The organism is Streptomyces sp. NPDC056161 (assembly GCF_042268025.1).
In the GTDB taxonomy this organism is placed as follows: Bacteria; Actinomycetota; Actinomycetes; order Streptomycetales; family Streptomycetaceae; genus Streptomyces.
Genome location: NZ_JBHJUV010000067.1, coordinates 16,683 through 40,921, shown reverse-complemented (window position 1 = coordinate 40,921; position 24,239 = coordinate 16,683). Strand labels below are relative to the sequence as shown.

Genomic DNA, 24,239 nt, shown 5'->3' with positions numbered 1-24,239 from the left:
GCCGCCGGCACCCGCGAACCCCGCGCGGGAAGCCGGCGAGGACGGGAGGACGGCGACTCGGCCTGGGCCGGAGAACGGGCGGGTGTCCGGGAGGGCCGCCGGGGACGTGGCGTGGAGGTGGTCCACACCCGGCCGCGGTCCGGGGCCCGGACACAGCCCCGGCGCACCGGGACGATCCGGCGGCCGGGACGGTCCCGCGGCCGGACCGACGCCCGGCACGGTCCACGGCTGACACGGACCGACGCCCGGCACGCCCTGCGCCCGGCACGGACCGACACCCGACACCCGACACCCGACACCCGACACCCGACACCCGACACCCGACACCCGACAGCGTCCGACGGCCGACAGCGTCCGACGGCCGGGGCAGGCCCGCGTCCGGGTGCACCCCGGCCCCGAGGCGTCCCGGCCGCTGGACACCACCCCGGCCCCGGAGCACGACGGCAAGAGGCTCAGGCCAACGCCGGTTCGCCCTCCGTGCGGCGGGCGCTCCGTGCCTCCGCCGCCGCGAGGCCGCCGACCGAGCCCAGCATCAGGAGGGTGCCCGCCACCGTGGCCGCCGTCAGGTGCTCGCCGAGCAGCGTGACCGCGAGGACCGCCGCGCTCACCGGCTCCAGCAGCATGATCACGGAGACGGTGGCCGACCGCACCACGGCGGCACCCGCGAAGTAGAGGGCGTACGCGAGCGCCGTGGGTATCGCCGCGATGTAGACCAGCAGCCACAGGACCCGCGTGGGATGCGCGGTGTGCGGGACCAGGCCGTCCGCCAGGGCGAACGGCAGCAGGCACAGACTGGTGACCGCGAACGCCCACACGGTCGTACCGGAGGTGTCCGCGCCGCCGTGGCGGCCCCACCAGCGGGTGAGCAGGGTCATGGCGGAGTAGCCCGCCGCCGAGGCCAGCGCGAACAGCACCCCCGAGGGGCGTACGGTCGCGCCGGTGCTGCCGATCGTGAGCACGGTCAGCCCGGCGAGCGCCCCGACGACGGCGGCGGCCCCGGCGCGGCCCAGCCGCTCCCCCAGCGCGAACCGGGCGCCGAGGGCGATGAGGACGGGCCCGGCGCCCAGCGTGACGACGGTCGCCACGGCGAGCCCGGTGGCGGCCACGGCCGCGAAGTACGCAGTCTGGAAGACGGCCAGGCCGAGGCCGGTCGCGACCGCTTTCACGGCCTTGCGGCCGAGCGGTTCGGCGGCGGCCGGACGACGGGCGCCGCGGCGCAGCAGCCGCCCGGCGAGCAGCAGCACGAGACCGACCGCGCAGCGCCAGAAGGACAGGGTGACGGCGCCCATGTCACTGGTCCGGTAGACCAGGGAGGCGGCGGCACCCGCGGTGCCCCAGGCGGCACCGGCGACGGTCAGGTAGAGCAGGCCACGCCCGACGGGCAGGCCGAAGGAAGGGTTCGACACGAATCTTCTCCGCAGAGGTGCAGAAGTACGGGAGGCGACCCGCTCAGGCGGGGCGCGCGGACTTCATCTGCGGGCAGCACCGTCCGGCCCGGCGTGGTGCCGGGCCTGGTCCCGGAGGCCCGCCTCAGGCGGCCGGAGGCGGAAGGACGAGTGCGTTCGTCTGCATGTGCGGCACCCTACGCGGCCGTTCGCCGGACGGACAACTCGCGTTCCCCGCCCCCGCCCGCCACGGGCTCGGCGACGCCCCTGGCGGGCGTCGACGACTGCGCGATGAACGCGCCGACCAGCACGACCGAGCCACCGGCCAACTGCGGCAGCGACAGGTGCTCACCGAGCAGCACCCAGGCGAGCACGGTCGCGACGACCGCTTCGAGACAGGCCACGACCCCGGCGATCGGCGGGGAGAGCCGGCGCACGGACAGCACACCGGTGATGTACGCGACGACCGTGGCGACCAGGACGATCCAGGCGAGCAGCGCGATCGCCGGCACCGTGCCGCCGTTCATCCGCGCGCTGCCGGTGAGCACCGACCAGTGAATGGTCCAGGGGCGGGCGACCGCGGTGAGGACGACGGCGCCGACGAGGAGGCCGTACGCGATGACGCCGAGTGGATCCGGCGCCTCGGTGCCCGCGTCGCTGCCCTGGTCGGACAGGACGAAGTAGCCGACCTGGCAGCAGGCGGCGCCCAGGGCCAGCAGCAGTCCGAGGGCGTCGAAGCTCAGGCCCGACCACACCTCGACCACGCAGGCGAGGCCGACGGCCGCGAGGACCACCCCGAGCGCGGCGGCCCGGGTAACCGGCCGCCGCTGCACGAACCGCACCCAGCCGAGCACCAGGGCGGGGGCGAGGTACTCGATGAGCAGCGCGACACCGACCGGGATACGGGAGAGCGCGGCGAAGTAGCAAGCCTGGACACCGGCCACGGCGAGCAGCCCGAATCCCGCGAGCAGTCCCGGGCGGCGGCGCAGCAGCGCGCGATGGCGCACGGCGAGCGGCAGCATCACGGCGGCGGCACCGGCCACCCGCAGCCACACCACGTGCAGTGGATCGAGTCCCGCCTCGATCAGCGGCTTCGCCGCGACACCCGACCCGCCGAAGGCGAGCGCCGAACCGAGCGCGAGGCCGAGGCCGACGCCCTTCCCATGACCGCCCGGTCCGCTCTCAGAGGTACGCACCGGGCCATGATGACAGGCGGCGACATGACCGTCACCCCCGTTGACACCTGTCTCACCGAGTGGACGGAGTCAGTAGCGCCGCACAGGTCGCCACCGCCCGCTCCGCGCGCGGCGCGCGTCCCCTACCTTCGTGATTCGACAGTCCCGCACGCCCTGGCCGCCCGCCCGGCGTGCGCCGCCCGCCCCGTGCGCCCGGCGGGTCGCCCAGGCTCAGCAGGGCGTCCCGCCGCCGGCCGCGTACCTCCCCGAGCGGCCGTCGATCCGCGCGAACAGGCCGGGCACGTCGACCCCGGCGCGGCCGAGCACCTCGACGGCCCGGGACTGCGGGTCCGCGACGATGGCCGCGAGCAGGTCGGTGCAGTCGGCCCGGCCGGCGCCCCGGAGGACTGCGCGGGCGACGGCGGACCGCATGGCGGCCGCGGCCAGCGGCGACCAGCCGGCCGCCTCCTTCGCGTCGACACCTCTCAGCTCCTGGCCGTGCAGGTCCGGGCCCTTGAGGTCCCTTCCGGTCAGTTCCGGACCCGTCAGTTCCGCGGCGCGCACCACGGCGATCGGGCCCGAGTCCTCCACGGAGTTCTGCCAGCGCAGGCCGTAGCCGATGCTGCGCTGCACGAGGTAGCCGAACAGGCGGGCGTTCTGCGGGACGTCGCCGACGACGGCGCGCACGTCCGGGTCGGACTCCAGCAGCGAGTGCAGCAGATGGGCGGTGTCGACCTGCCGGTCCCCGTCCCGGACGGCTCTCCGGCGGGCACCGGCGACCACCGCCGCCAGTTCGGCACTGAGTCCGGCATCGCCGCCCGCGCGGTCTGCGCCCTGGTCGTGGGCGGGCTGGCGGGGAACACGGGGTTGCACATCCCCTACCCCATCAGTCCCGTGGGCCCGGGGCATCCCCGGTGGGGAGCATTTCTGCGTCCCACACAAAGTGGACGCCGTCGGCCGGAATCTCCTCCTTACGGAGGAGATCAGGCCGTTTTACCCGCGGGGGCGCGCGTCGCCTTGCCCCGCGCCCGGAAGGAAACCGCCGGCGCGCCGCGGCACGTCCACAGGAACGTGGAGAGCGGGTGCTGGCTGGTGGCCCTGCCGGCGATCGACGGCAGGCAGTACGTCTACCGGGTGTACGCCCCGGCGGACGCGCTGCCCGCCGACCTGTTCTGGGACGCGTGGCACTGCCACGACGAGAGCAGGTTTCCGCGCGCGTGGGACCTGTTCGACGCGGCGGTGATACGGCGGGTGGGCTGACCGGGGGGCCGATGCCGACCCGGACCAGCCCAGCCACCCTGGGCTCCGTAGGCCCAGGTTTTCCTTGGGCCCCTTGGACTTCCTTGGCTCCTTGGACTTCCTTGGGCCCCTTGGTCCCCTGGGCCCCTTGGTGGCCTCCTGGGCGGGGGCACGGCCTCCGCATTTCCTGACGGTTCATCAGTATTGAATGTTTGCGGCCCTGCGGCTACGTTCCGCGACACCGTAGCCCGACACGAAGGGGTGGTCGCATGGCCGAAGTCAGCGCGGAGGCACGCATCCAGGCACCGGCCGAAAAGGTGTGGGCCCGGCTCACGGACTGGCCGGCCTACGGAGAGTGGAACGCCACCCACACCAACTTCCCCAAGGGCGGCCCCGCGCCCCTGACGGTGGGCGGGACCTTCCAGGAGAACATGAAGCTGATGGGCTTCCCGGCGGAGGTCGAGTGGACCATCGAGGAACTGGAACCGGCCCGGGTGCTCGCCATCCGCGGCAAGGGCCCGATGGCGGTGACCGTCGCGACCCGCTACACGCTCACCCCCGAGGGCGAGGCCACGACGGTCCGCATCGACGGCGAGTTCACCGGCGCCGCCGTCTCACTGATGGCCGGCAAGCTGAAGGATTCGGCGACCGCCGCCCTGAACGAGTCGCTGCGCAAGCTGGAGGGACTGCTGAACTGAGCGGCCGGGCGAACGCGCGGAAGGCGCCCCGCGGAGTGTTCCGCGAGGCGCCTTCCCGGCTGTCCGGAGCGCACACCCGAGCCTTCCGGCCGCGAGCGCCGCACGCCCGCGGCGGCTCACCGCCCCGGACCTCGGACCGCCCCGGCGCTCAGCGCCCAGCGCCCGGCACTCGGCGCCCGCCGGTGCCCGGCGCTCAGCGCTCGTCCTCGTCGGCGAGGATCAGGTACAGCCGCTTGCGGGTCTCGTTGATGAGGGACAGCGCCTTCTCGCGCTGCTCCTTGCTGCCGGACCTCCACACCTGGCCGAACGCCTCCATCAGCCCGAAGCCGGCCTGCCGGATCTCACCGAGCGCCTCCCAGTCGACTCCGCGCGACGCCTCCTCCCAGGGGGCGTCGGGCCCCTCGTCGGCCGCGGCGCGACCGGTCCCGGTGAGCGAGAACAGCTTCTTGCCACCCTCGCTCTCGCTGGTGATCAGCCCCTCGTCCTCCAGCAACTGAAGGGTGGGGTAGACCGAACCGGGGCTCGGCTTCCAGGCCCCGCCGCTGCGCTCGGCGATCTCCTGGATCATCTCGTATCCATGCATCGGCCGATCCTTGAGCAGGGCCAGGATCGAGGCCCGTACGTCGCCGCGCCGGGCCCTGCCGCGCGGTCCGCCACGCCCTCGTGGGTCCCAGGGCCCAGGTCCGAAACCGGGTCCGCCGGGCCCGAAGGGGCCGAAGGCCGCCCGCCGCCCGTCGAAGCCGCCCCAGCGGTGCCGGGAAGGGCCGTCCTGCCGATGTCCGCGCTCGAATCCGTGGGTACGCATCGCCCACACTCCATTCCATCATTGATCTGTCGCGATACCTCAACGATATATCGCTACAGTCGCTACGGCAACCCTTCTTCGGCCTCGCCGCCATCCGCCGGTCCGGGATCGGGATCGGGATCGGGTCCGGGATCGGGTCCGGGATCGGGATCGGGGCCAGGAATCGCGGATTGGCCTTGGCCCACCGGGCGCCCGAGCCCCTAGCGTCGGCGCATGCGCATCCGAATCGTCGACGCCTTCACCGACCGCCCCTTCGCGGGCAACCCGGCCGGAGTCATGCTCCTCGACGCCTTCCCCGGGGACGACCGGCTCCAGGACATCGCCAGGGAGGTCAATCACGCCGAAACGGCCTTCGCCCACCGGCTGCCCGAGGGCGGCCCGGCCGACTGGGCCCTGCGCTGGTTCACCCCGGTCACCGAGGTCGCGCTGTGCGGCCACGCCACGCTCGCCACTGCCCACGTCCTGCAGACCACCGGCGCCCACGACGGACCGGTGCGCTTCGAGACCCGCAGCGGCGTGCTCGTCGCGACGCCCGGCGCTGACGGTTCGATCACCCTGGACTTCCCGACCGCCCCGCTGACGCCCGTCTCGGTACCGGCCGGGGTGGCCGCGGCACTGGGTGCCGAGCCGGTCGCGGCGTTCGACACCGGTCCGCAGGTCGGCGACCTGCTGCTGGAGCTGGCCGACGAGCAGACCGTCCGGGGCCTCTCCCCCGACCACAAGGCGCTGGCCGCCCATGCGGCGCGGGGCATCATCGCCACGGCGCGCGCCGCGGATCCGGCCCCCGGCTACGACTTCGTCTCCCGCGGCTTCTTCCCGAACGTGGGCATCGACGAGGACCCGGTCACCGGCAGCGCGCACACCGCCCTCGCCCCCCACTGGTCGGCACGCCTGGGCCGCCCCGACCTCACCGGCCTCCAGGCATCCCGGCGCTCCGGGACGGTCCGTACCGGGCTGCGCGGCGAACGCACGCTGCTCACCGGTCGCGCGGTCACCGTCATCGACGGCGAGCTGCTGGTCTGAGGTCCGCGCACGGGGGCGTACGAGGCGGGATACGCCCCCATCCGGACCGGTTCACGCCGTGGGCAGCCACCCCACCTTGCCCGCGAGCAGCGCGTATCCCACGAACGCTCCGATGTCGAGCAGGGAGTGCGCCACCACCAGGGGCCCGACCCGGCCCCAGCGCCGGTACAGCCAGACGAAGACCACGCCCATCACCATGTTCCCGATGAAGCCGCCGACGCCCTGGTAGAGGTGGTAGGACCCGCGCAGTACGGAGCTGGCCAGCAGCGCGGCGCCCGGGGTCCAGCCCAACTGGCCGAGCCTGCGCAGCAGATAGCCGACGACGATCACTTCTTCGAGGATCGCGTTCTGCAACGCGGAGAGGATCAGGACGGGGTACTTCCACCACACGTCGGGCAGCGCCTCGGGCACCACGGTGAGGTTGAATCCGAGGCCGCGGGCGGCCAGGTAGAAGGCGATCCCGGTGCTGCCGATCACGGCCGCGACCCCGGCTCCGCGGGCCAGGTCGGGCAGCCGGCGGGTGCGGTCGAAGCCGAGGGTGCGCAGGCTCTCGCCCTCGCGCAGGAGGAGGTGCGCGACGAGCGCGACGGGGATGAGCGCCGTCGCGATGCCGAACAGCTGCCAGGCGAGGTCCAACCAGGGACGGCCCGGCGCGGCCGAGGCGTTCAGGGTCGCGGCCTGGTCCTTGAGGCCACCCGGTTTCGTGACCGATCCGATGAAGCTGATCAGCGCGGACACTCCGCTCGCACCGAGCGAAAGCCCCAGTACGAGCAGCGTCTCGTCCCGGAGAACCCGCCGCGGGGACCGCCTCCCCGGCACAGAACCGGCCTCCGGGTCCGCCTCCACCTGCACACCTGCCTCCAGCTGAGTAGTCCCGCTCCACGCATATCTTCGCCCAGCCAGGGTCCCGGCAGAAGTCACGAAGATCGTGCGCGACAGGCCGCCCCGGGTGGCGGACGCCGTACGGGGCGTGTCCACCCCGGGCACGACCCGCGGCCGGATCCCGGGCCGAGGTCCGCCGAGGCGGGTGCCTCCGGGCCTGGGACGTCACAGCTTGCCCGATGCGCATCGGGCGCGCGCGGGCGGCCCCCTCCCCGTTTCGACGGCCGCTGGGCGCGTGCCCGGCGCAGGTGTCCCGCGCAGGTCACCGCCAGAGGCGCCGTCGGAGGTCACCGGCCGGACAGTCGGCGGCCCCCGCCGGCGCGGGACGGCTGCCTGCGGTTCCAGCCGGGGTGCCGTCCCTGGCCCCTTCCTTCCCTTCCTTCTTTCCTTCCTTCCCCGCCCCGCGCCCCGTGGTCCGTGATCCGTGATCCGTGGTCCGGCGCGTCACTTCCTCCCGCGCCTGCCTGTCGGGCGAGGCTCCCGTACCTGCTCGGACGAGGCACCCCTCACCCCTCGCCCCAGGCCCGGCGCCCGATGGTCTCGCCGAAGGGCCCGGCGCGGCACCCTCCGTCGGCCTGCCGACCGGTGACCGCCCGCGGCCCCGCTCAGCCGAGCGGGGCCGGCTGCGGCAGTCCCACCGGCCAGCTGTGGACCGGCTCGCCGACGTGCATCAACTGGGCGTAGCGGCGGGTCGTGGCCGCCAGGGCCGCGTCGCGGGACATGCCCTGGGCCAGTGCCTGGTGGAAGGTCGCCGCCTGCCAGGAGGCGCCGTTGACCCGGCGCCGGCAGCGCTCCTCGATGACACCCAGATAGAGGTCCCGGTCGGCGGCCTCGACGCCCCATGCGTCCAGGCCGGCCGCGGCCAGCGGCAGCAGTTCGTCGCGGACGAGGGTGACCGCGTCGACCTCTCCGGGACCGCCGTAGCGGCCCCGCCGCGGCCAGACGAAGCGGGCGTCGATGCCGTACCGGCAGGCGGCGTCGAAGTTGGCCTCGGCCGTCTCGAAGGACATCCGGGTCCACACCGGCCGCTGCTCCTCGGCGAGGGCGCGCACCAGACCGTAGTAAAAGGCCGCGTTGGCGATGACGTCGGTGATCGTCGGGCCCGCGGGCAGGACGCGGTTCTCCACCCGCAGGTGGGGTACGCCGTCCGCGATGCCGTAGACCGGGCGGTTCCAGCGGTAGACCGTGCCGTTGTGCAGGACGAGTTCGGCGAGCCGGGGCACGCCTCCGGCGTCGAGCACCGCCAGCGGGTCCTCGTCGTCGCACATCGGCAGCAGCGCCGGGAAGAAGCGCAGGTTCTCCTCGAACAGGTCGTACGCCGAGGAGATCCACCGCTCGCCGAACCAGGTGCGCGGCCGTACCCCCTGGGCCTGGAGTTCGGGCGGGCGGGTGTCGGTGGACTGCTGGAACAGCGGCGGCCGGGACTCACGCCACAGTTCGTGGCCGAACAGGAAAGGCGAGTTGGCGCCCACGGCGATCTGGGCGGCGCAGGCCGCCTGCGCGGCGTTCCAGACGTCGGCGAAGCGCGCCGGGGTGACCTGGAGGTGCAGTTGTACGGAGGTGCAGGCCGCCTCGGGCACGATCGACTTCGAGGTGCAGACGAGGTGCTCCACCCCCGCGATGTCGAGGAGGAAGTCCTCGCCGCGCGCGGCCACGATCTGGTCGTTGAGCAGCGCGTAGCGATCGGCCTCGGAGAGGTTGGAGGAGACGAGGTCGTCGCGGCCGAGGGTGGGCAGAATACCGATCATCACGATGCCGGCATCGACCTCTCCCGCCTTCCGGTCGGCGTAGGCGAGCGAGGTACGGAGTTCTTCGGCGAGCCGGTCGAATACCCGGCCACCCAATCGGTGTGGAGCTATGTTGACTTCCAGATTGAACATGGCGAGTTCTGTTTGGAAATCGCGGCTCGCGATACGTTCAAGCACTTGTCCATTCAGCATTTTGGGCATGCCGTCCGGCCCGGCGAGATTCAACTCGATCTCTACGCCCATGAGGTTCTTCGGGCGGTCGAACCGCTTCTCGACCAGCAGTCGCTCCAGTCCCGTCAGGCACCGGGCGAGCTTTTCTCGGTGGCGCCGGCGCTCGGACAGGTCGAACTGCCCCGCCACGACCTTCTCCCCCATCGAAGCGTCCCTCCTCGGATGGGCGGGCCGAGCATACGGCCGCCGGTGGTACCGGGTCAGGTTGGATGATGCCCAGCCGAAGCGATCGATAACGTCCCGCGCGGCGCCGGAGCCCGCTAGTCTGTCGTTTGTGGCCTGCGGCACATTCACGGGGCATGAAGGAGCCCGCCGCTCCGAGTGCCCCGCGGACCTCGTGAAAAATGCCGACGGCATTCGGCCGACCGCAGGGGGAGCGTATTCCGAGGTCAGCAGGGGCGGACCGGGCAAGAAATCGGCATGAATACCGCGAATCGGCGACCGATTAACGCCTTGCTCTATTCACACGCAACGGTTAGCTGAAACATCGGCTGAACATTTGTCGTATAAACTCCACCGACAGGCAGAAGGCTGGCGCCCACGGTCCCGATTCCTGCCGTCAGGTGACGTGCGGCAGGTCCTCGCCCGCGCCGCGCTCACCGGCCCGGGCCCCCGCCTCTCTGACCTCCACCGAGCTGACAGTGTCGTCCGCCCCCGCCCTCGCGCCCTCGCGCCTGTCGAACGAGAGAGGCGACCCACCATGCCGCTGCAAGTACCCCCTGCCCCCGCACCCGCACTGCGCTCCGTCCTCACGGCCCTCGGTTCCCCCACCGCCGTCCGCGAGGCCCCGACGCCCTCCCTGCGCAACGCGGAGCAACCCACCACCGCGGAACTCCCGCTGCCCGTACACGTGCTGGACAGGATCACCGCGGAGGGCGCGTCGGCCACCCGGCTGACCGGCTGGCGATTCCTGATTCGCTCCGGTGGCCGTTCGGTGGCCGCGGCGGAGACCATGCTGACCGCGGACGGCTGGGCGTTCTCGCGCTTCTTCGAGGGTCCGTACATCGCGTCCACCGAACGCGCACTGCGTCAGGCCGAGGCGCTGCCCGAGACGTACCAGCCGCGTCTGCTGTCCGTACCGGGCCTGTACATGCTCACACTGTGGCTGCACGGGGACTGCACGGCGGACGGCGCCGAGGGCCATCCGGTCGCAACGGACCTGCTGGTGCCGCTGGCACCGGCACCGCCCGGGATCGCGGCCCACCGCCCGCACCGGGTGGCCGAGTTGCTGCCGGTCCTCACTCTCCGGGTGACCCCCGCGCCCCTGCTCGGCTCACCCGCCTGACCCGCCCCGTCCCCACCCGCGCCCCGCCTCCGCCACCCGGAGGCGGGGCGCGCCTCCCCCTTCCGGTGTTCCGGTCGGGCCGCTGAGCAGGCCGGACGACGTACGCCACGGCAGCGGCGACACCCAAGGGAGGAGAACCGCGTGCCGGCGGCGCGGACGACGGGCGGCGCGGCCCCTTCCGGCACCGCGCTCAGCTCCGCAGGCCAGGACCAACCCGCCGCAGGAGCCCTCCGGTTGCCGCCCGCGCGCGTTGAACCATACGCGTGCGCGATGCGTCATCAACCTGTGAAGAAGCGGTGCGGTGAAATCCCTGCGGATCGACGCCCAGACGGGAAAACTGGATTCCGACCGACTCATCATCACGGGGGACAGCCATGACCACGACACAGCGAAAGATCCCACTCATGTGCCAGCACCAACCACCGTGTCCGACCGCCGAGTCCGCCGACCGGGAGTCCGCCCGCCTCGTGGCGCACCACCCGGAGCAGGGCTGGAGCCTGCTGTGCAACGGCGTTCTCCTCTTCGAGGACACCGGTGAACTCCTGCCCGACGGCCAGGTCATCGCACCGCACCGCCAGGCGTTGACGGCCGCCTGACAGGTCGGATCCTCAGCTCTGCCCGGCCAGTTCCCTGACCGCGATGTTGAGCCGGAGCACGTTCACCCTGGGCTCGCCGATGAACCCGAGGGTGCGACCGGAGGTGTGCTCCTCGACGAGCCTCTCCACCTGGGCGGTAGACAGGTGGTTACGGTCCGCGACCCGGTGCACCTGGAGTCGCGCGTAGGCCGGGGAGATGTCCGGGTCCAGGCCGGAACCGGACGAGGTCACCGCGTCCGCGGGCACCTGGGAGGGCCGCACCTCGTAGCCCGGCGTGGAGTTGTCCCTGACGATCTTGGCCTTGGCCTGCTCGACCGAGGCGACGAGCTTGGGGTTGTCGGCCGCGAGATTCGTGGCGCCGGACACCAACAGCTTGTACTGCTTGTTGACCGTGTTGGTGCTCAGCCCGTTCGCCGGGCGCGGCTGGAAATAGTCGAGGGCGTAGTCCTGCTGCCCGATCAGGGCGGAGCCGACGACCCTGCCGTGCGCCTTGATCTCGGAGCCGTTCGCCTTGTTGTTGAACAGTCCCTGGGCGATACCGGTGATCACCAGCGGATAGACGACGCCCGTCACCACGGTCAGCACGATCAAGGCCCGCAGCCCCGCACCCAGCAGACGTGCGGTCTTGCCCATGGACAAGTTCATGATGCGTCACCCGATTCCGGGGATGAGGGAGATGAGCAGGTCGATGATCTTGATGCCGATGAAGGGCGCGATCAGGCCGCCGATGCCGTAGATCCCGAGGTTGCGGCGGAGCAGCTTGTCGGCGCTGACCGGCCGGTACTGCACCCCGCGCAGGGACAGCGGCACCAGCGCGATGATGATCAGCGCGTTGAAGATCACCGCGGACAGGATCGCGGAGTCCGGCGAGGACAGCCGCATGATGTTCAGCTTGTCCAGGCCCGGGTAGACCGCCGCGAACAGCGCCGGGATGATCGCGAAGTACTTCGCGACGTCGTTGGCGATGGAGAACGTCGTCAGCGCACCCCTGGTGATCAGGAGCTGCTTGCCGATCTCCACGATCTCGATGAGCTTGGTCGGGTTGGAGTCGAGGTCGACCATGTTGCCGGCCTCCTTGGCGGCCGACGTCCCCGTGTTCATCGCCACACCCACGTCCGCCTGCGCGAGGGCCGGCGCGTCATTGGTGCCGTCACCCGTCATCGCGACCAGCTTGCCGCCCGCCTGCTCCCGCTTGATCAACGCCATCTTGTCCTCGGGCGTCGCCTCCGCCAGGAAGTCGTCGACACCCGCCTCCTCGGCGATCGCCCTGGCGGTCAGCGGATTGTCACCCGTGATCATGACGGTCTTGATGCCCATGCGGCGCAGTTCCCCGAACCGCTCCCGCATGCCGTCCTTGACGACGTCCTTGAGGTGGATGACGCCCAGGACCCGGGCGCCGTGCTCGTCCTTCACGGCGACCAGCAGCGGAGTGCCGCCGGCCGCGGAGATGCGGCTCGCCGTGCTGTCCGCGTCCTCGGCGACCGTGCCGCCCTCGTCACGGACCCAGGCGATCACCGAGGCCGACGCGCCCTTGCGGACCTTGCGGCCGTCGACGTCGACACCCGACATGCGGGTCTGCGCGGTGAAGGCGATCCACTCGGCGTTCACCAGCTCACCCTGATGCCGCTCCCGCAGCCCGTACCGCTCCTTCGCCAGCACCACGACCGACCGGCCCTCCGGCGTCTCGTCGGCCAGCGACGACAACTGCGCCGCGTCCGCGACCTCCGCCTCCGTCGTCCCCCGCACCGGCAAGAACTCCGCCGCCTGCCGGTTGCCCAGCGTGATCGTCCCCGTCTTGTCCAGCAGCAGCGTCGAGACATCCCCCGCCGCCTCCACCGCACGCCCCGACATCGCCAGCACATTGCGCTGCACCAGCCGGTCCATCCCCGCGATACCGATCGCCGACAGCAGCGCACCGATCGTCGTCGGGATCAGACACACCAAAAGCGCCACCAGCACGACCATCGTCAGATGCGTACCCGCGAAGTCCGCGAACGGCGGCAGCGTCGCACACGCCAGCAGGAACACGATCGTCAACGACGCCAGCAGGATGTTCAGCGCGATCTCGTTCGGCGTCTTCTGCCGCGCCGCACCCTCCACCAGCCCGATCATCCGGTCGATGAACGTCTCACCCGGCCTCGTCGTGATCTTCACGACGATCCGGTCGGACAGCACCTTCGTCCCACCCGTCACCGCCGACCGGTCACCACCCGACTCCCGGATCACCGGCGCCGACTCACCCGTGATCGCCGACTCGTCGACACTCGCCACGCCCTCGACGACATCACCGTCACCCGGAATCACCTCACCCGCCTCACAGACCACCAGATCACCGATCCGCAGCTCGGTACCCGGCACCTGCTCCTCCGCACCACCCACGACACGGCGGGCCACGGTGTCCGTCTTGGCCTTGCGCAGCGTGTCCGCCTGCGCCTTGCCACGACCCTCCGCCACCGCCTCCGCCAGGTTCGCGAAGACCACCGTCAACCACAGCCAGGCACTGATCGCCCAGCCGAACCAGTCACCCGGATCCTTGAAGGAGAAGACCGTGGTCAGCAGGGAGCCGACCCACACCACGAACATCACGGGCGACTTGATCATCACCCGCGGGTCGAGCTTGCGGAACGCCTCCGGCAGCGACTTGACCAGTTGCCGGGGATCGAACAGACCCGCTCCTACCCGTCCCCCGACAGGCTTGTGCCCGGTGGGTACGTCGCTGTGCGGCGCCCTGGTGGGAGTGGAGGAGGTGGACGCCGAAGCCTCTTGCCCGAGCCCCTCCTGCTTCGGGCCGTCGTCCGGTACCTGAGCCGTCATCACGCCAGCCCCTCAGCCAGCGGACCCAGCGCCAGCGCAGGGAAGTACGTCAGACCGGTGATGACCAGAACCGCGCCCGCCAGCAGCCCCGTGAACAACGGCTTCTCCGTGCGCAGGGTGCCCGCAGTCACCGGAACCGGCTTCTGCCCGGCGAGTGAACCCGCGAGCGCCAGCACGAACACCATCGGCAGGAAACGGCCCAGCAGCATCACCAGGCCCGTCGTCGTGTTGAACCAGTCCGTATTCGCATTCAGCCCCGCGAACGCCGAACCGTTGTTGTTCGCCGCCGACGTATATGCATACAGCGCCTCCGAGAACCCATGGGCGCCCGGATTCAGCATCGAATGCCGCGGGGTGGGCAACGCCATCGCCAGCGCCGCGAAAACCAGCACCAACGCGGGGGTGATCAGGATGTAGCAGGCGGCGAGCTTGATCTCCCGGGAACCGATCTTCTTGCCCAGGTATTCAGGCGTACGCCCCACCATCAGGCCGGCGATGAACACCGCGATCACCGCGATGATCAGAATCCCGTACAGTCCGGACCCGGTACCGCCCGGTGCGACTTCGCCCAACATCATCCCGAGCATGGCGATCCCGCCACCGAGCCCCGTGAACGACGAGAAGAAGGAATTGACCGCGCCCGTCGACGTCACCGTCGCCGACACCCCGAAGACCGACGACGCGCCGACCCCGAAACGGACCTCCTGGCCCTCCGACGAGGCCCCCGCGGCCTCCAGGGCCGGACCCTGATGCGCGAACTCGGTCCACATCATCAGCGCCACGAAACCCACCCAGATCACGGCCATCGTCCCGAGGATCGCGTAGCCCTGCCGGACCGAGCCGACCAGCAAACCGAAGGTACGGGTCATCGCGACGGGAATCACCAGCAACAAGAAAATCTCGAAAAGGTCCGAGAACGGCGTCGGATTCTCGTAGGGATGCGCGCTGTTGGCATTGAAATACCCGCCGCCGTTCGTCCCCAGCTCCTTGATCGCCTCCTGGGAGGCGACCGCACCCCCGCCCCACTGCTGCGATCCCCCGGTGAACTGTCCGACCTCATGAATACCGGAGAAATTCTGGATCGCCCCGCACGCCACCAGCACCACCGCGGCAACCACCGCCAATGGCAAGAGAATCCGCAGGGTGCTCCGGACCAGATCGGCCCAGAAATTCCCCAGATCGCCGGTGCGCACACGGGCGAAACCACGTACCAGTGCCACCGCGACCGCCATACCCACGGCCGCGGAGAGGAAGTTCTGCACCGCCAGACCCACCGTCTGGACGACATGGCCCATGGTCTGCTCGCCGTAATAGGACTGCCAGTTCGTGTTCGTCACGAACGACACAGCCGTATTGAACGACTGCGCCGGATCCACGGACGAGAAACCCAGCGAACCCGGCAGCACACCCTGCACCCGCTGCACCACGTACAGGAACAGCACACCGACCGTGGAAAATGCCAGCACGCCACGCAGATACGCGGGCCAGTGCATCTGCGTATCCGGATTCACCCCGATCGCCCGGTAGACCCACCGCTCCACCCGCCAGTGCCGGTCGGCGGAATACACCCGGGCCATATAGGAACCGAGCGGAACATGGACGAGCGACAGCGCGCCCAGCAGGGCGAGCGACTGCAGCACACCGGCCGGCACGGGACCCATATCGGCACTCAGAACCTCTCCGGGAAGATCAGGGCGAGGACGAGATAAACCAGCAGGAGAACGGCGACGACCAGACCGACGACGTTCTCGACGGTCACAGCTTCGCCACCCCCTTGGCGACGACGGCCACCAGCGCGAACAGCACGATCGTGGTGACGACGAAAGCGACATCTGCCATCACGAACTCCCGGAACGATGCGAAGGGGAACAGGTACGGAACAAGGGCGGACTCCCTGCGGGAGGAGGTCGCTCCCGCTGACGGATTCCATACGGCGCCGCGGATCTCCTTTGACGGGGCCTTGACGATGTCGTCGAGCATGCCGGAGCGGAGCGGCCCCCGCCTCCGGTCGTCCCCGTCACCGGTTCCTCGCGGCGCCTGCGCACCACCCCACGGACCGGTCGGCGAGCGTGCTCCGGCGCAGGACGGGGCGGCCGAGCGGGGTACGGAGGCACGGCTGGGCATCCGCCCCGCGCGCGACGGCCGGCTTCCGCCATACAGCCCAACACGCGACCGCCGGGACCCACCCCGACCCGCGCGGTGCCGACGCCGCCCGCCAGGTGTTTCTTAACGCAAGCTTGATGTCCCGGACCTGCTGATCCACAGGCTCACGCGTCACTCTCTGCTTACGCTGGTGCAGCCGTCCGGATGATGGCCGAAAACCAGGGCTCAGCAGCACGTCAGGAGCACCCCCGATGGCCACGACCGAACACCCTCCTACCGGGCGGCTGCGCGCTTGGATGCTGGAGGGCCTGTCCGACATGGGCAGGAAGGGCGGTCTGACCGGACCCGACGCCGAACCGGCGCCCGCCCACAAGGGGCAACGGTGGTGGCGGGTGATGTGCCTGACCGGCGTGGACTACTTCTCGACCCTCGGTTATCAGCCAGGCATCGCCGCGCTGGCGGCCGGTCTGCTCTCCCCCGTGGCGACGATCGTGCTGGTGATCGTCACGCTGGCCGGCGCCCTGCCGGTGTACCGGCGCGTGGCCGAGGAGAGCCCGCACGGCCAGGGCTCGATCGCGATGCTGGAGCGGCTGCTGCCGTTCTGGAAGGGCAAGCTGTTCGTCCTGACGCTGCTGGGCTTCGCGGCCACCGACTTCCTGATCACCATCACCCTGTCGGCCGCCGACGCCTCCACCCACCTGATCGAGAACCCGCATCTGCACAGCGTCCTGCACGACCGGCAGATGCTGATCACCCTGATCCTGGTGGCCCTGCTCGGCGCGGTGTTCCTCAAGGGCTTCCTGGAGGCGATCGGGGTCGCCGTCGCGCTGGTCGGCATCTACCTCGTGCTGAACCTCGTCGTCGTGGTCGACGGCCTGTGGCACGTCGCCACGGCCGGCCACGTCATCACCGACTGGTCCGGCGCCCTGACCGCGCAGCACGGCAATGTCTTCGTCATGATCGGGCTGGCCCTGATCGTGTTCCCCAAGCTCGCCCTCGGCCTCTCCGGCTTCGAGACCGGGGTCGCCGTCATGCCGCACGTCCAGGGCGACCCCGCCGACACCGAGGAGCGCCCCACCGGCCGGATCAGGGACACCAAGAAGCTGCTGACCACCGCGGCCCTGATCATGAGCTGCTTCCTGATCGCCACCAGCTTCATCACCACGCTGCTGATCCCGGCGGCCCAGTTCAAGTCCGGCGGCCAGGCCAACGGGCGCGCGCTCGCCTACCTCGCGCACGAGTACCTGGGCAACACCTTCGGCACGGTGTACGACGTCTCGACCATCGCGATCCTGTGGTTCGCCGGTGCCTCCGCGATGGCGGGTCTGCTCAATCTCATGCCGCGCTACCTCCCCCGCTACGGCATGGCCCCGCACTGGGCGCGCGCGGTGCGCCCGATGGTCATCGTCTTCACCCTCATCGCGTTCCTGGTGACCTGGATCTTCAACGCCGACGTCGACGCGCAGGGCGGCGCCTACGCCACCGGTGTGCTGGTGCTGATCAGTTCCGCGGCGATCGCGGTGACCATCGCCTCGCGCAAGGCGGGACAGCGCAAGTGGGCCATCGCGTTCACCGTCGTCTCGGCCGTCTTCCTCTATACGACCGTCACCAACGTCATCGAGCGCCCGGACGGTGTGAAGATCGGTGCCTGCTTCATCGCCGGCATCATCCTGGTCTCGCTGCTGTCCCGGCTGGCCAGGGCCTTCGAACTGCGCGTGACGAGCGTGACCCTGGACGACATGGCGGCTCGGTTCGTCCGGGACATGGCCAGTCGGAAGATACGTTTCATCGCCAATGAGCCCGACCGGCGCGACAAGGCCGAGTACCGCGACAAGGTCGAGCAGATCCGCACGGACAACGATTTCCCCGAGCAGGAGGACTTCGTCTTCGTCGAGGTGACGGTCACCGACCCGTCCGAGTTCGAGGCGGGTCTGACGGTGCACGGCGAGGTCCTGCACAACCGCTACCGCGTCCTGACCCTGGAGTCCGCCTCCATCCCCAACGCCCTCGCCGCGCTCCTGCTCCACGTCCGGGACGTCACGGGATGCACCCCGCACATCTACTTCGAGTGGACCGAGGGCAACCCCTTCGCCAACTTCCTGCGCTTCTTCATGTTCGGCCAGGGGGAGGTCGCCCCGGTCACCCGCGAGGTGCTGCGCGAGGCGGAGCCGGACCGCGGCCGGCGCCCGCGCGTCCACACCGGCTGACGGGAACGCCCACGTCAGAGGGCCGTCAAGAAGCGCCCGGCCGGCGTCAGAACCCCATCAGCACGAGATGTCGCGGCAGCCCGAGCGGCCTAGATTCGGCTACATGGAACGCGGCGCATCCCCTGCCCCGGCCGGCGACCGCCACTGGCGCGGCAGCGCCCGGCTGGCAGTTGTCTGCGCGGTCGCCTTCGGTGCCCTGACCGTCCTCACCGACTGCGCGGCGGGCACCTTCACACCGGTGCGCGCGGTGCTGTGGCTCGCGTTGTCCGCCGCCATCGGGCTGCTCCTGCTGCCGCCCCGGGTCGCCGCCGGCCGTGGCTGGCTGTCCGTGCGCGGTCCGCTGTCCCGGCGGACGGTCCGCACGGACGCGCTGGTGGGGGTCCGCCAGTACGAGGGCGCCGCCTCGCAGTTGATCTTCCGCGACGTCCATGGCGGGCGCCTCGAACTCGACACCCGGGTCCTCGCCACCAATCCGTTCCTCTGGCACGAGGTCGACACCGGACTGCGCCACTCGCTGCGGAACGGCACCCTGCTCCAGGGCGCGGACGTACTGCACCGGCTGGAGCGGGCGATCGACGACGAGGGGGCCAGGGCCGTGCTCAAGGCGTCCGGAATGTCCTGACCCGCCGACGCGGCCGGAGCGACCCGCCACCGCCCGGCCGTGAACACGGATGCCCCGGTTCCCGCGCCGGCCGGACACCGCCGCCTCTGGACGGGGTTCCGCGCCCGTGCGCCGATGCCCGGTACTCCGATGTATCGCGTTGTACCCGACAGCCCGCCCCAACTGCGCCGATCCCGGCTCGTAGCCCTATCGTGACCGGCATGCAGTCCTACACGATCGGCCAGGCGGCGCGGCTGCTCGGCGTGAGCCCCGACACCGCCCGCCGCTGGGCCGACGCGGGTCGGGTGACGACCCATCGCGACGAAGCCGGGCGGCGGCTCATCGACGGCAGGGATCTCGCCGCGTTCTCGGTCGAGCTGGCCAGGACGGCGGGCACGGGCGACGAGGACGCCTCGTACACGTCGGTCCGCAACGCCTTCCCGGGGATCGTCACCGCGATCAAGCTCGGTGACGTCGCCGCCCAGGTCGAGATCCAGGCGGGCCCGCACCGGCTGGTCTCGCTGCTGACCCGGGAGGCCGTCGAGGAACTCGGTCTGGAGGTCGGCATGGAGGCCACCGCCCGGGTGAAGTCGACGAACGTGCACATCGACCGCGTGTGAGCGGCGGCCTCCACCGGCCACAGCCGCCCACCGAACAGGACAGCCTCCACCTGCCTCAGCCGCCCACCGAACAGGACGGCGTCCGGCAGCCTCAGCCGCCCACCGAGTAGGAGTGCGCCCCGGCCCCGGCCAGCGCACCGCCGTCCACGATCAGGTACTCCTCACGGATCGGCCGGCCCGCGAACCAGGACTCCAGGATCTCCCGCGTACCGGCCGCGTACCGGGCCTGCGCGGACAGTGAGGACCCGGAGATGTGCGGGGTCATGCCGTGGTGCGGCATCGTCCGCCAGGGATGGTCGGCCGGAGCGGGCTGCGGGAACCACACATCACCGGCGTAACCGGCCAACCGCCCGTCACGCAGCGCCCGGTCGACGGCGTCCCGGTCGACGATGCGGGCCCGCGCGGTGTTGATGAGGTACGCGCCGCGCTTCATCGTGTCGAGCAGTTCGTCGCCGAACAGCCCCTCCGTCTCGGGGTGCAGCGGTGCGTTGATGGTGACCACGTCGCAGTGCGGCGCCATGTCGGCGGCGCTCTCGTGGAAGGTCAGCCCCAGTTCCTCCTCCACCTCGCGCGGCAGCCGGTGCCGGTCCGTGTAGTGCAGCGCGACGTCGAAGGGCGCGAGCCGGCGCAGTACGGCGAGCCCGATCCGCCCGGCGGCCACCGTGCCGACGTGCATGCCCTCCAGGTCGTAGGAACGGGCCACGCAGTCCGCGATGTTCCAGCCGCCCTCGACCGCCACCCGGTGCGACGGCAGGTAGTTGCGGACCAGCGCGAGGATCGACATCACGACGTGCTCGGCGACGCTGATGCTGTTGCAGTACGTCACCTCGGCCACCGTCACCCCGTGCGCGATCGCGGCATCCAGGTCGACGTGGTCGGAACCGATGCCCGCGGTGACCGCCAGCTTGAGGTTCTTGGACGCCTCGATGCGCTCCGCGGTCAGGTAGGCGGGCCAGAACGGCTGGGAGATGACGATGTCAGCGTCGGGCAGTTCACGGTCGAAGACCGAACCGGCGCCCTCCTTGTCGGAGGTGACGACGAGGGTGTGTCCGGCCGCCTCCAGGTAGCGGCGCAGGCCGAGTTCGCCGGAGACGCTGCCGAGGAGGTGGCCCGGAGTGAAGTCGACCGCCTCGGGGGTGGGGGTGGTCTGGCCGCCCGGGTAGCGGTCGATCACCGGGAGGCCGTCCCGGGCGTAAGAGGTCGGGTATCCGCCGGTCGGGTCGTCGTACAGGACACAGAGCACCTTGGCCATGGTCGCGGCTCCTCAACTCCGTTGCGGGAAGGTGCACTTCACGATCCCCGCGGCGAACGCCCTGGTCAAAGCGAACTTCGCTATACCCGGATAGCTCCCGGCTATCGGTCGCGGCCGCCGAGGTAGGTGCGCAGCAGTTCGTCCAGCGCGTCCTGCACCCTGGTCTCCCGGGCGACCTTCACCAGCGCCTCGGCGAGCACGGACTGGGGTTCGCTGCGGGCGACGACCAGTCCGACCCGCGGCCCGTGCGCGGGCCCTTCGAGGGCCACCACACGCATCCCCTCGGGTACGCCGAACATGTGCAGCCAGGTGTGGGAGATCACGCTGGACCAACGGCCCCCGCGCAGATGGGAGTACAGCCCGGCCACGCTGTCCGATTCGATGGCGGGGGCCACGGTGACGCCGTCGGCCGCGAAGAACTCGTCCATGATCCGGCGGTTGCGCATCCGCCCCACCAGCAGGCACAGCGGCAGCGCGCCGGCCTGCGCCCAACGGGCCGTGGCGACCTGGCCGAGCGGGCCGTCGAGCGGGGTGAGCAGGACGTACTGCTCCTCGTACAGCGGATGACGGCGTACGTGCCGCAGGGTGTCGTCGTCGAGGTACGTCATCGCGGCGTCCAGTTCGAACTCGGTGAGTCCGTGGGTGATGTCGGCCGACGACAGCGACTCGATCGTGACCCGGGCGCGCGGATGCCGCTCGCAGAACGGGGTGGTCAGCAGGGAGGCGACGGGCAGCGCGGTCGGAATGACGCCGAGCCGCAGCGTGCCGGTGAGCCCGCCGCGCAGCGCCGACAGCTCCTGCCGCAGCGCGTCCCGCTCGGCGAGGATCCGCTGCGCCCAGGCGAGCACCACCTCGCCCTCGGGGGTCAGCCCCTCGTACCGCCGGCCGCGCCGCACGATCGGCACGTCCAGCTCGTGCTCCAGGCGGCGGATCGCGGCCGACAGCGAGGGCTGCGAGACGAAGCAGGCGGCTGCCGCGCGGGCGAAGTGGCGCTCCCTGGCGAGCGCGACGAGATATTCCAGCTGACGCAGCAGCATGCATGGCCTCCATCGGGAGACTACACGGCGGCTGCGGGCTCCGCGGCGCGGTGGTAGTGGCCGTCCACGCATATCCCGTTGATGCCGCTGATGTGCCGCGCCCCGCAGCGGTCCTGCGGCAGCACGAGCTGGGGTCCGTGCCGGTCGAGCGGGGTGTCGTCGATGCTGACGGCGAGCAGCACCGGCTCATGGGCGAAGTCGGGGTCGATCTCGGCCCAGGACAGCAGGGCGTGGTGCCCGTCCGCGCCGTTGACCGCGATGAGGAAGCGCAGCCGGTCCTTGCGCCGCACGGGATCGAAGCCGGGCCCCGCGTCGGACAGGACGTCGTAGAGCAGCGGACCGGTGAACCGGTGGTGCTGCATTCCGCTGGTGGCGCACTCGAAGCTGACCCGCACCCGGTGCTGCGGCCAGCCGAGCAGATCCGGCACCGTGAGGCGGACCGGCCGGGCCAGGTCGCCGGTCAGGGTGAGTTCGGCGAGCGTCACGAGCGACCACCTCCTGGATGACGGTACCCGCGACGCGGTCCCGTACAAACGCACATGCATACTTTGGTTCGGCATTGTCCCAGCTCATGCGATGCGACAGAAGACTTACGCCTCGCAGATGCGGCAGTATCATCGCGGCACGGCAGCAGTAGGGCCGCTGCTGGGCGCGACAGTTGTCCGAGCACCCAAGAGGAGTGGAACCGTGATGACCCGTTCGAAGCGCCGGACCCGTCGGTTGGTGCAGGTGGCCGGCGTGGGGGCCGCCGTCCTGATGGCGCTGAGCGCCTGCTCGTCCTCGGACGACTCGTCGTCCTCCACGTCGGGCTCGTCGTCCTCCGCGTCGGGCTCCTCGTCGGCGTCGCCGAAGCTGTCCGGCACGGTGACCGTGTTCGCCGCGGCCTCGCTGCAGGAGAGCTTCACCGAACTGGGCAAGGAGTTCGAGAAGCAGCACCCCGGCACCAAGGTCAGCTTCAACTTCGGGGGCAGCGACACGCTCGCCGCGAGCATCACGGGCGGCGCCCCGGCCGATGTCTTCGCCGCCGCCAGCGCCAAGACGATGGCGACCGTGACGGACAAGAACGACGCGGCCGGGACCCCGGCCACCTTCGTCCGCAACCAGTTGGAGATCGCCACCCTGCCGGGCAACCCCGACAAGATCTCCTCCCTGAAGGACCTCACCAAGTCCGGTCTGAAGGTCGTCCTGTGCGACAAGACCGTCCCGTGCGGCGCCGCCGCCCAGAAGGCCCTGGACGCCAGCAAGCTCAAGCTCACCCCGGTCTCCTACGAACAGGACGTCAAGAGCGCCCTGACCAAGGTGGAGCTGAAGGAGGCCGACGCGGCGGTCGTCTACCAGACCGATGTGAAGGCGGCGGGTGACAAGGTGGAGGGCGTGAACTTCCCCGAGTCGGCCAAGGCCGTCAACGACTACCCGATCGTCCTGCTGAAGAACGCGCCCAACGCCGAGGCGGCCAAGGCGTTCATCGCGCTCGTGCAGTCCACCGAGGGCCAGCAGGTACTGAGCGAGGCCGGGTTCCTCAAGCCGTGACCCCCCTCGACGCATCCGGCGCCGCGGCCCGCGCTCCCGAGAGCGGACCGCGGCGTCGAGGCGCCCGCCCGCCGGGCCGGCGCGGGGTGCCGCTGCCGCTCCTGGTCCCCGGCGTCGTGGCCCTGGTCTTCCTGCTGCTGCCCCTGATCGCCCTGCTCGTCCGGGCCCCGTGGGGCAACCTGCCTCAACTGCTGAGCAGCACCGAGGTGTGGCAGGCGCTGCAACTCTCCCTGATCACCGCGACCGCGGCGACCGCGGTGAGCCTGGTCGTGGGCGTGCCCCTGGCCTGGCTGCTGGCCCGCACGGACTTCCCCGGCCGCGGTCTGGTGCGCGCCCTGGTCACCCTGCCGCTCGTGCTCCCGCCGGTGGTCGGCGGTGTGGCCCTGCTCCTCGCCCTCGGCCGCAACGGCGTGGTCGGGCAGTGGCTGGACTCCTGGTTCGGCATCACGCTGCCGTTCACCACGACGGGCGTCGTGATCGCCGAAGCCTTCGTCGCGATGCCGTTCCTCGTGATCAGCGTCGAGGGCACGCTGCGCGCCGCGGACCCGCGCTTCGAAGAGGCGGCCACCACCCTGGGCGCGTCCCGGTTCACCGCGTTCCGTCGGGTCACCCTGCCGCTGATCGCCCCCGGTATCGCGGCGGGCGCGGTCCTGGCCTGGGCACGGGCGCTCGGCGAGTTCGGCGCGACCATCACGTTCGCCGGCAACTTCCCCGGCCGTACCCAGACCATGCCCCTCGCGGTCTACCTCGCCCTCCAGAACGACCCCGACGCGGCCATCGCCCTCAGCCTGGTCCTGCTGGCGGTCTCGATCGCGGTGCTGGCGGGCCTGCGGGACCGCTGGCTGACGACACCATGAGGAGACCGGCCCGCCCGTCGCCGCCCGCCCGGCCGCCTCGCACGGCCCCGGCCTGCACAGCCCCGGCTAGCACGGCTCCGGCTAGCACGGCTCCGGCTTGTGCGGCCGCGGCTTGTGCGGCGGGCGGGACACGGTCCGCGGGACCGTACCG

The 24,239-nt window shown here is 71.1% G+C and carries 24 protein-coding genes; 10 read left to right on the top strand and 14 right to left on the bottom strand.

All coding sequences use genetic code 11. The features are described 5' to 3' along the window. Positions 1-452: 452 nt before the first annotated feature. The 3 genes from ACFC09_RS39515 to ACFC09_RS39505 form a co-directional block, all read right to left on the bottom strand. Positions 453-1,406, bottom strand: coding sequence for a DMT family transporter (locus tag ACFC09_RS39515; RefSeq protein ID WP_376536800.1), 954 nt, complete (start codon positions 1,404-1,406; stop codon positions 453-455). Between the two features lie 176 nt (positions 1,407-1,582). Beyond that, the gene (locus tag ACFC09_RS39510; RefSeq protein ID WP_376536798.1) at positions 1,583-2,581 is read right to left on the bottom strand and encodes a DMT family transporter; all 999 of its coding nucleotides are present in this window, start codon (positions 2,579-2,581) and stop codon (positions 1,583-1,585) included. A gap of 210 nt (positions 2,582-2,791) precedes the next feature. Then, positions 2,792-3,433: a Clp protease N-terminal domain-containing protein gene (locus ACFC09_RS39505; protein ID WP_376536796.1), complete on the bottom strand. Its 642-nt coding sequence runs from the start codon at positions 3,431-3,433 to the stop codon at positions 2,792-2,794. A 198-nt stretch (positions 3,434-3,631) separates the two neighbouring features. Between ACFC09_RS39505 and ACFC09_RS39500 the strand changes: the two genes are divergently transcribed. Both ACFC09_RS39500 and ACFC09_RS39495 read left to right on the top strand, forming a co-directional pair. After that, complete coding sequence (locus ACFC09_RS39500; RefSeq protein ID WP_376536822.1) at positions 3,632-3,820, top strand: hypothetical protein; 189 nt, start codon at positions 3,632-3,634, stop codon at positions 3,818-3,820. Between the two features lie 248 nt (positions 3,821-4,068). Then, positions 4,069-4,497 carry an SRPBCC family protein gene (locus ACFC09_RS39495; RefSeq protein ID WP_376536794.1) on the top strand — a complete coding sequence of 143 codons (429 nt, stop codon included), beginning with the start codon at positions 4,069-4,071 and terminating at the stop codon, positions 4,495-4,497. Positions 4,498-4,690: 193 nt separating this feature from the next. On the opposite strand, the gene ACFC09_RS39490 is transcribed toward ACFC09_RS39495, so the two are convergent. Continuing rightward, on the bottom strand, positions 4,691-5,302 hold the full coding sequence (locus ACFC09_RS39490; protein WP_376536792.1) for a PadR family transcriptional regulator: 612 nt from the start codon (positions 5,300-5,302) through the stop codon (positions 4,691-4,693). A gap of 213 nt (positions 5,303-5,515) precedes the next feature. Between ACFC09_RS39490 and ACFC09_RS39485 the strand changes: the two genes are divergently transcribed. Then, a complete protein-coding gene (locus ACFC09_RS39485) occupies positions 5,516-6,325 on the top strand; it encodes a PhzF family phenazine biosynthesis protein (RefSeq protein WP_376536790.1) in 810 nt (269 codons plus the stop codon). Between the two features lie 51 nt (positions 6,326-6,376). Here the strand turns inward: ACFC09_RS39485 and ACFC09_RS39480 are convergent, their stop codons facing one another. Together ACFC09_RS39480 and ACFC09_RS39475 are read right to left on the bottom strand one after the other, a co-directional pair. Then, positions 6,377-7,177 (bottom strand): CPBP family intramembrane glutamic endopeptidase, encoded by an 801-nt coding sequence (locus ACFC09_RS39480; RefSeq protein WP_376536788.1) that lies wholly within the window; start codon positions 7,175-7,177, stop codon positions 6,377-6,379. A gap of 635 nt (positions 7,178-7,812) precedes the next feature. Continuing rightward, a complete protein-coding gene (locus ACFC09_RS39475) occupies positions 7,813-9,330 on the bottom strand; it encodes a glutamate--cysteine ligase (RefSeq protein WP_376536786.1) in 1,518 nt (505 codons plus the stop codon). 556 nt (positions 9,331-9,886) lie between these two features. Between ACFC09_RS39475 and ACFC09_RS39470 the strand changes: the two genes are divergently transcribed. Both ACFC09_RS39470 and ACFC09_RS39465 read left to right on the top strand, forming a co-directional pair. After that, complete coding sequence (locus ACFC09_RS39470; protein WP_376536784.1) at positions 9,887-10,471, top strand: hypothetical protein; 585 nt, start codon at positions 9,887-9,889, stop codon at positions 10,469-10,471. A gap of 404 nt (positions 10,472-10,875) precedes the next feature. After that, positions 10,876-11,067: a DUF5999 family protein gene (locus ACFC09_RS39465; RefSeq protein ID WP_376536820.1), complete on the top strand. Its 192-nt coding sequence runs from the start codon at positions 10,876-10,878 to the stop codon at positions 11,065-11,067. Between the two features lie 12 nt (positions 11,068-11,079). Here ACFC09_RS39465 and ACFC09_RS39460 read toward each other — a convergent pair whose 3' ends face one another. Genes ACFC09_RS39460 through ACFC09_RS39440 form a run of 5 tightly spaced genes read right to left on the bottom strand, consistent with a single transcriptional unit; the run spans position 11,080 to position 15,861 of the window. Continuing rightward, positions 11,080-11,712: a potassium-transporting ATPase subunit C gene (locus ACFC09_RS39460; RefSeq protein ID WP_376536783.1), complete on the bottom strand. Its 633-nt coding sequence runs from the start codon at positions 11,710-11,712 to the stop codon at positions 11,080-11,082. 6 nt (positions 11,713-11,718) lie between these two features. Then, positions 11,719-13,881: a potassium-transporting ATPase subunit KdpB gene (gene kdpB, locus ACFC09_RS39455; RefSeq protein WP_376536781.1), complete on the bottom strand. Its 2,163-nt coding sequence runs from the start codon at positions 13,879-13,881 to the stop codon at positions 11,719-11,721. Beyond that, a complete protein-coding gene (gene kdpA / locus ACFC09_RS39450) occupies positions 13,881-15,542 on the bottom strand; it encodes a potassium-transporting ATPase subunit KdpA (protein WP_376536779.1) in 1,662 nt (553 codons plus the stop codon). Before kdpA ends, kdpB begins: the two co-directional genes overlap by 1 nt. Positions 15,543-15,550: 8 nt before the next feature. After that, complete coding sequence (gene kdpF / locus ACFC09_RS39445; RefSeq protein ID WP_376536777.1) at positions 15,551-15,640, bottom strand: K(+)-transporting ATPase subunit F; 90 nt, start codon at positions 15,638-15,640, stop codon at positions 15,551-15,553. Next, the gene (locus tag ACFC09_RS39440; protein WP_376536775.1) at positions 15,637-15,861 is read right to left on the bottom strand and encodes a hypothetical protein; all 225 of its coding nucleotides are present in this window, start codon (positions 15,859-15,861) and stop codon (positions 15,637-15,639) included. The genes kdpF and ACFC09_RS39440 overlap by 4 nt, the downstream gene beginning before the upstream one ends. 374 nt (positions 15,862-16,235) lie before the next feature. On the opposite strand from ACFC09_RS39440, the gene ACFC09_RS39435 reads away from it, so the two are divergent. The 3 genes from ACFC09_RS39435 (at position 16,236) to ACFC09_RS39425 (ending at position 19,412) form a co-directional block, all read left to right on the top strand. Further along, positions 16,236-18,191 carry an amino acid transporter gene (locus tag ACFC09_RS39435; protein ID WP_376536773.1) on the top strand — a complete coding sequence of 652 codons (1,956 nt, stop codon included), beginning with the start codon at positions 16,236-16,238 and terminating at the stop codon, positions 18,189-18,191. Between the two features lie 103 nt (positions 18,192-18,294). After that, on the top strand, positions 18,295-18,813 hold the full coding sequence (locus tag ACFC09_RS39430; protein WP_376536771.1) for a hypothetical protein: 519 nt from the start codon (positions 18,295-18,297) through the stop codon (positions 18,811-18,813). 200 nt (positions 18,814-19,013) lie between these two features. Next, complete coding sequence (locus ACFC09_RS39425) at positions 19,014-19,412, top strand: molybdopterin-binding protein (protein WP_376536770.1); 399 nt, start codon at positions 19,014-19,016, stop codon at positions 19,410-19,412. Between the two features lie 91 nt (positions 19,413-19,503). Here ACFC09_RS39425 and ACFC09_RS39420 read toward each other — a convergent pair whose 3' ends face one another. The 3 genes from ACFC09_RS39420 to ACFC09_RS39410 all read right to left on the bottom strand — a co-directional run bounded on the left by ACFC09_RS39420 (position 19,504) and on the right by ACFC09_RS39410 (position 22,186). Next, on the bottom strand, positions 19,504-20,664 hold the full coding sequence (locus tag ACFC09_RS39420; RefSeq protein ID WP_376536768.1) for an NAD-dependent formate dehydrogenase: 1,161 nt from the start codon (positions 20,662-20,664) through the stop codon (positions 19,504-19,506). A gap of 101 nt (positions 20,665-20,765) precedes the next feature. Next, positions 20,766-21,701 carry a LysR substrate-binding domain-containing protein gene (locus ACFC09_RS39415; protein WP_376536766.1) on the bottom strand — a complete coding sequence of 312 codons (936 nt, stop codon included), beginning with the start codon at positions 21,699-21,701 and terminating at the stop codon, positions 20,766-20,768. A 20-nt stretch (positions 21,702-21,721) separates the two neighbouring features. After that, entirely contained in the window at positions 21,722-22,186 is a 465-nt protein-coding gene (locus tag ACFC09_RS39410; protein ID WP_376536764.1) for a molybdopterin-dependent oxidoreductase, read from the bottom strand. Positions 22,187-22,391: 205 nt separating this feature from the next. Here ACFC09_RS39410 and modA point away from each other — a divergent pair, with 205 nt between their 5' ends. Together modA and modB are read left to right on the top strand one after the other, a co-directional pair. Then, entirely contained in the window at positions 22,392-23,231 is an 840-nt protein-coding gene (gene modA / locus ACFC09_RS39405) for a molybdate ABC transporter substrate-binding protein (protein WP_376536762.1), read from the top strand. Beyond that, entirely contained in the window at positions 23,228-24,088 is an 861-nt protein-coding gene (gene modB, locus ACFC09_RS39400; RefSeq protein WP_376536760.1) for a molybdate ABC transporter permease subunit, read from the top strand. Before modA ends, modB begins: the two co-directional genes overlap by 4 nt. Positions 24,089-24,239 lie beyond the last annotated feature (151 nt).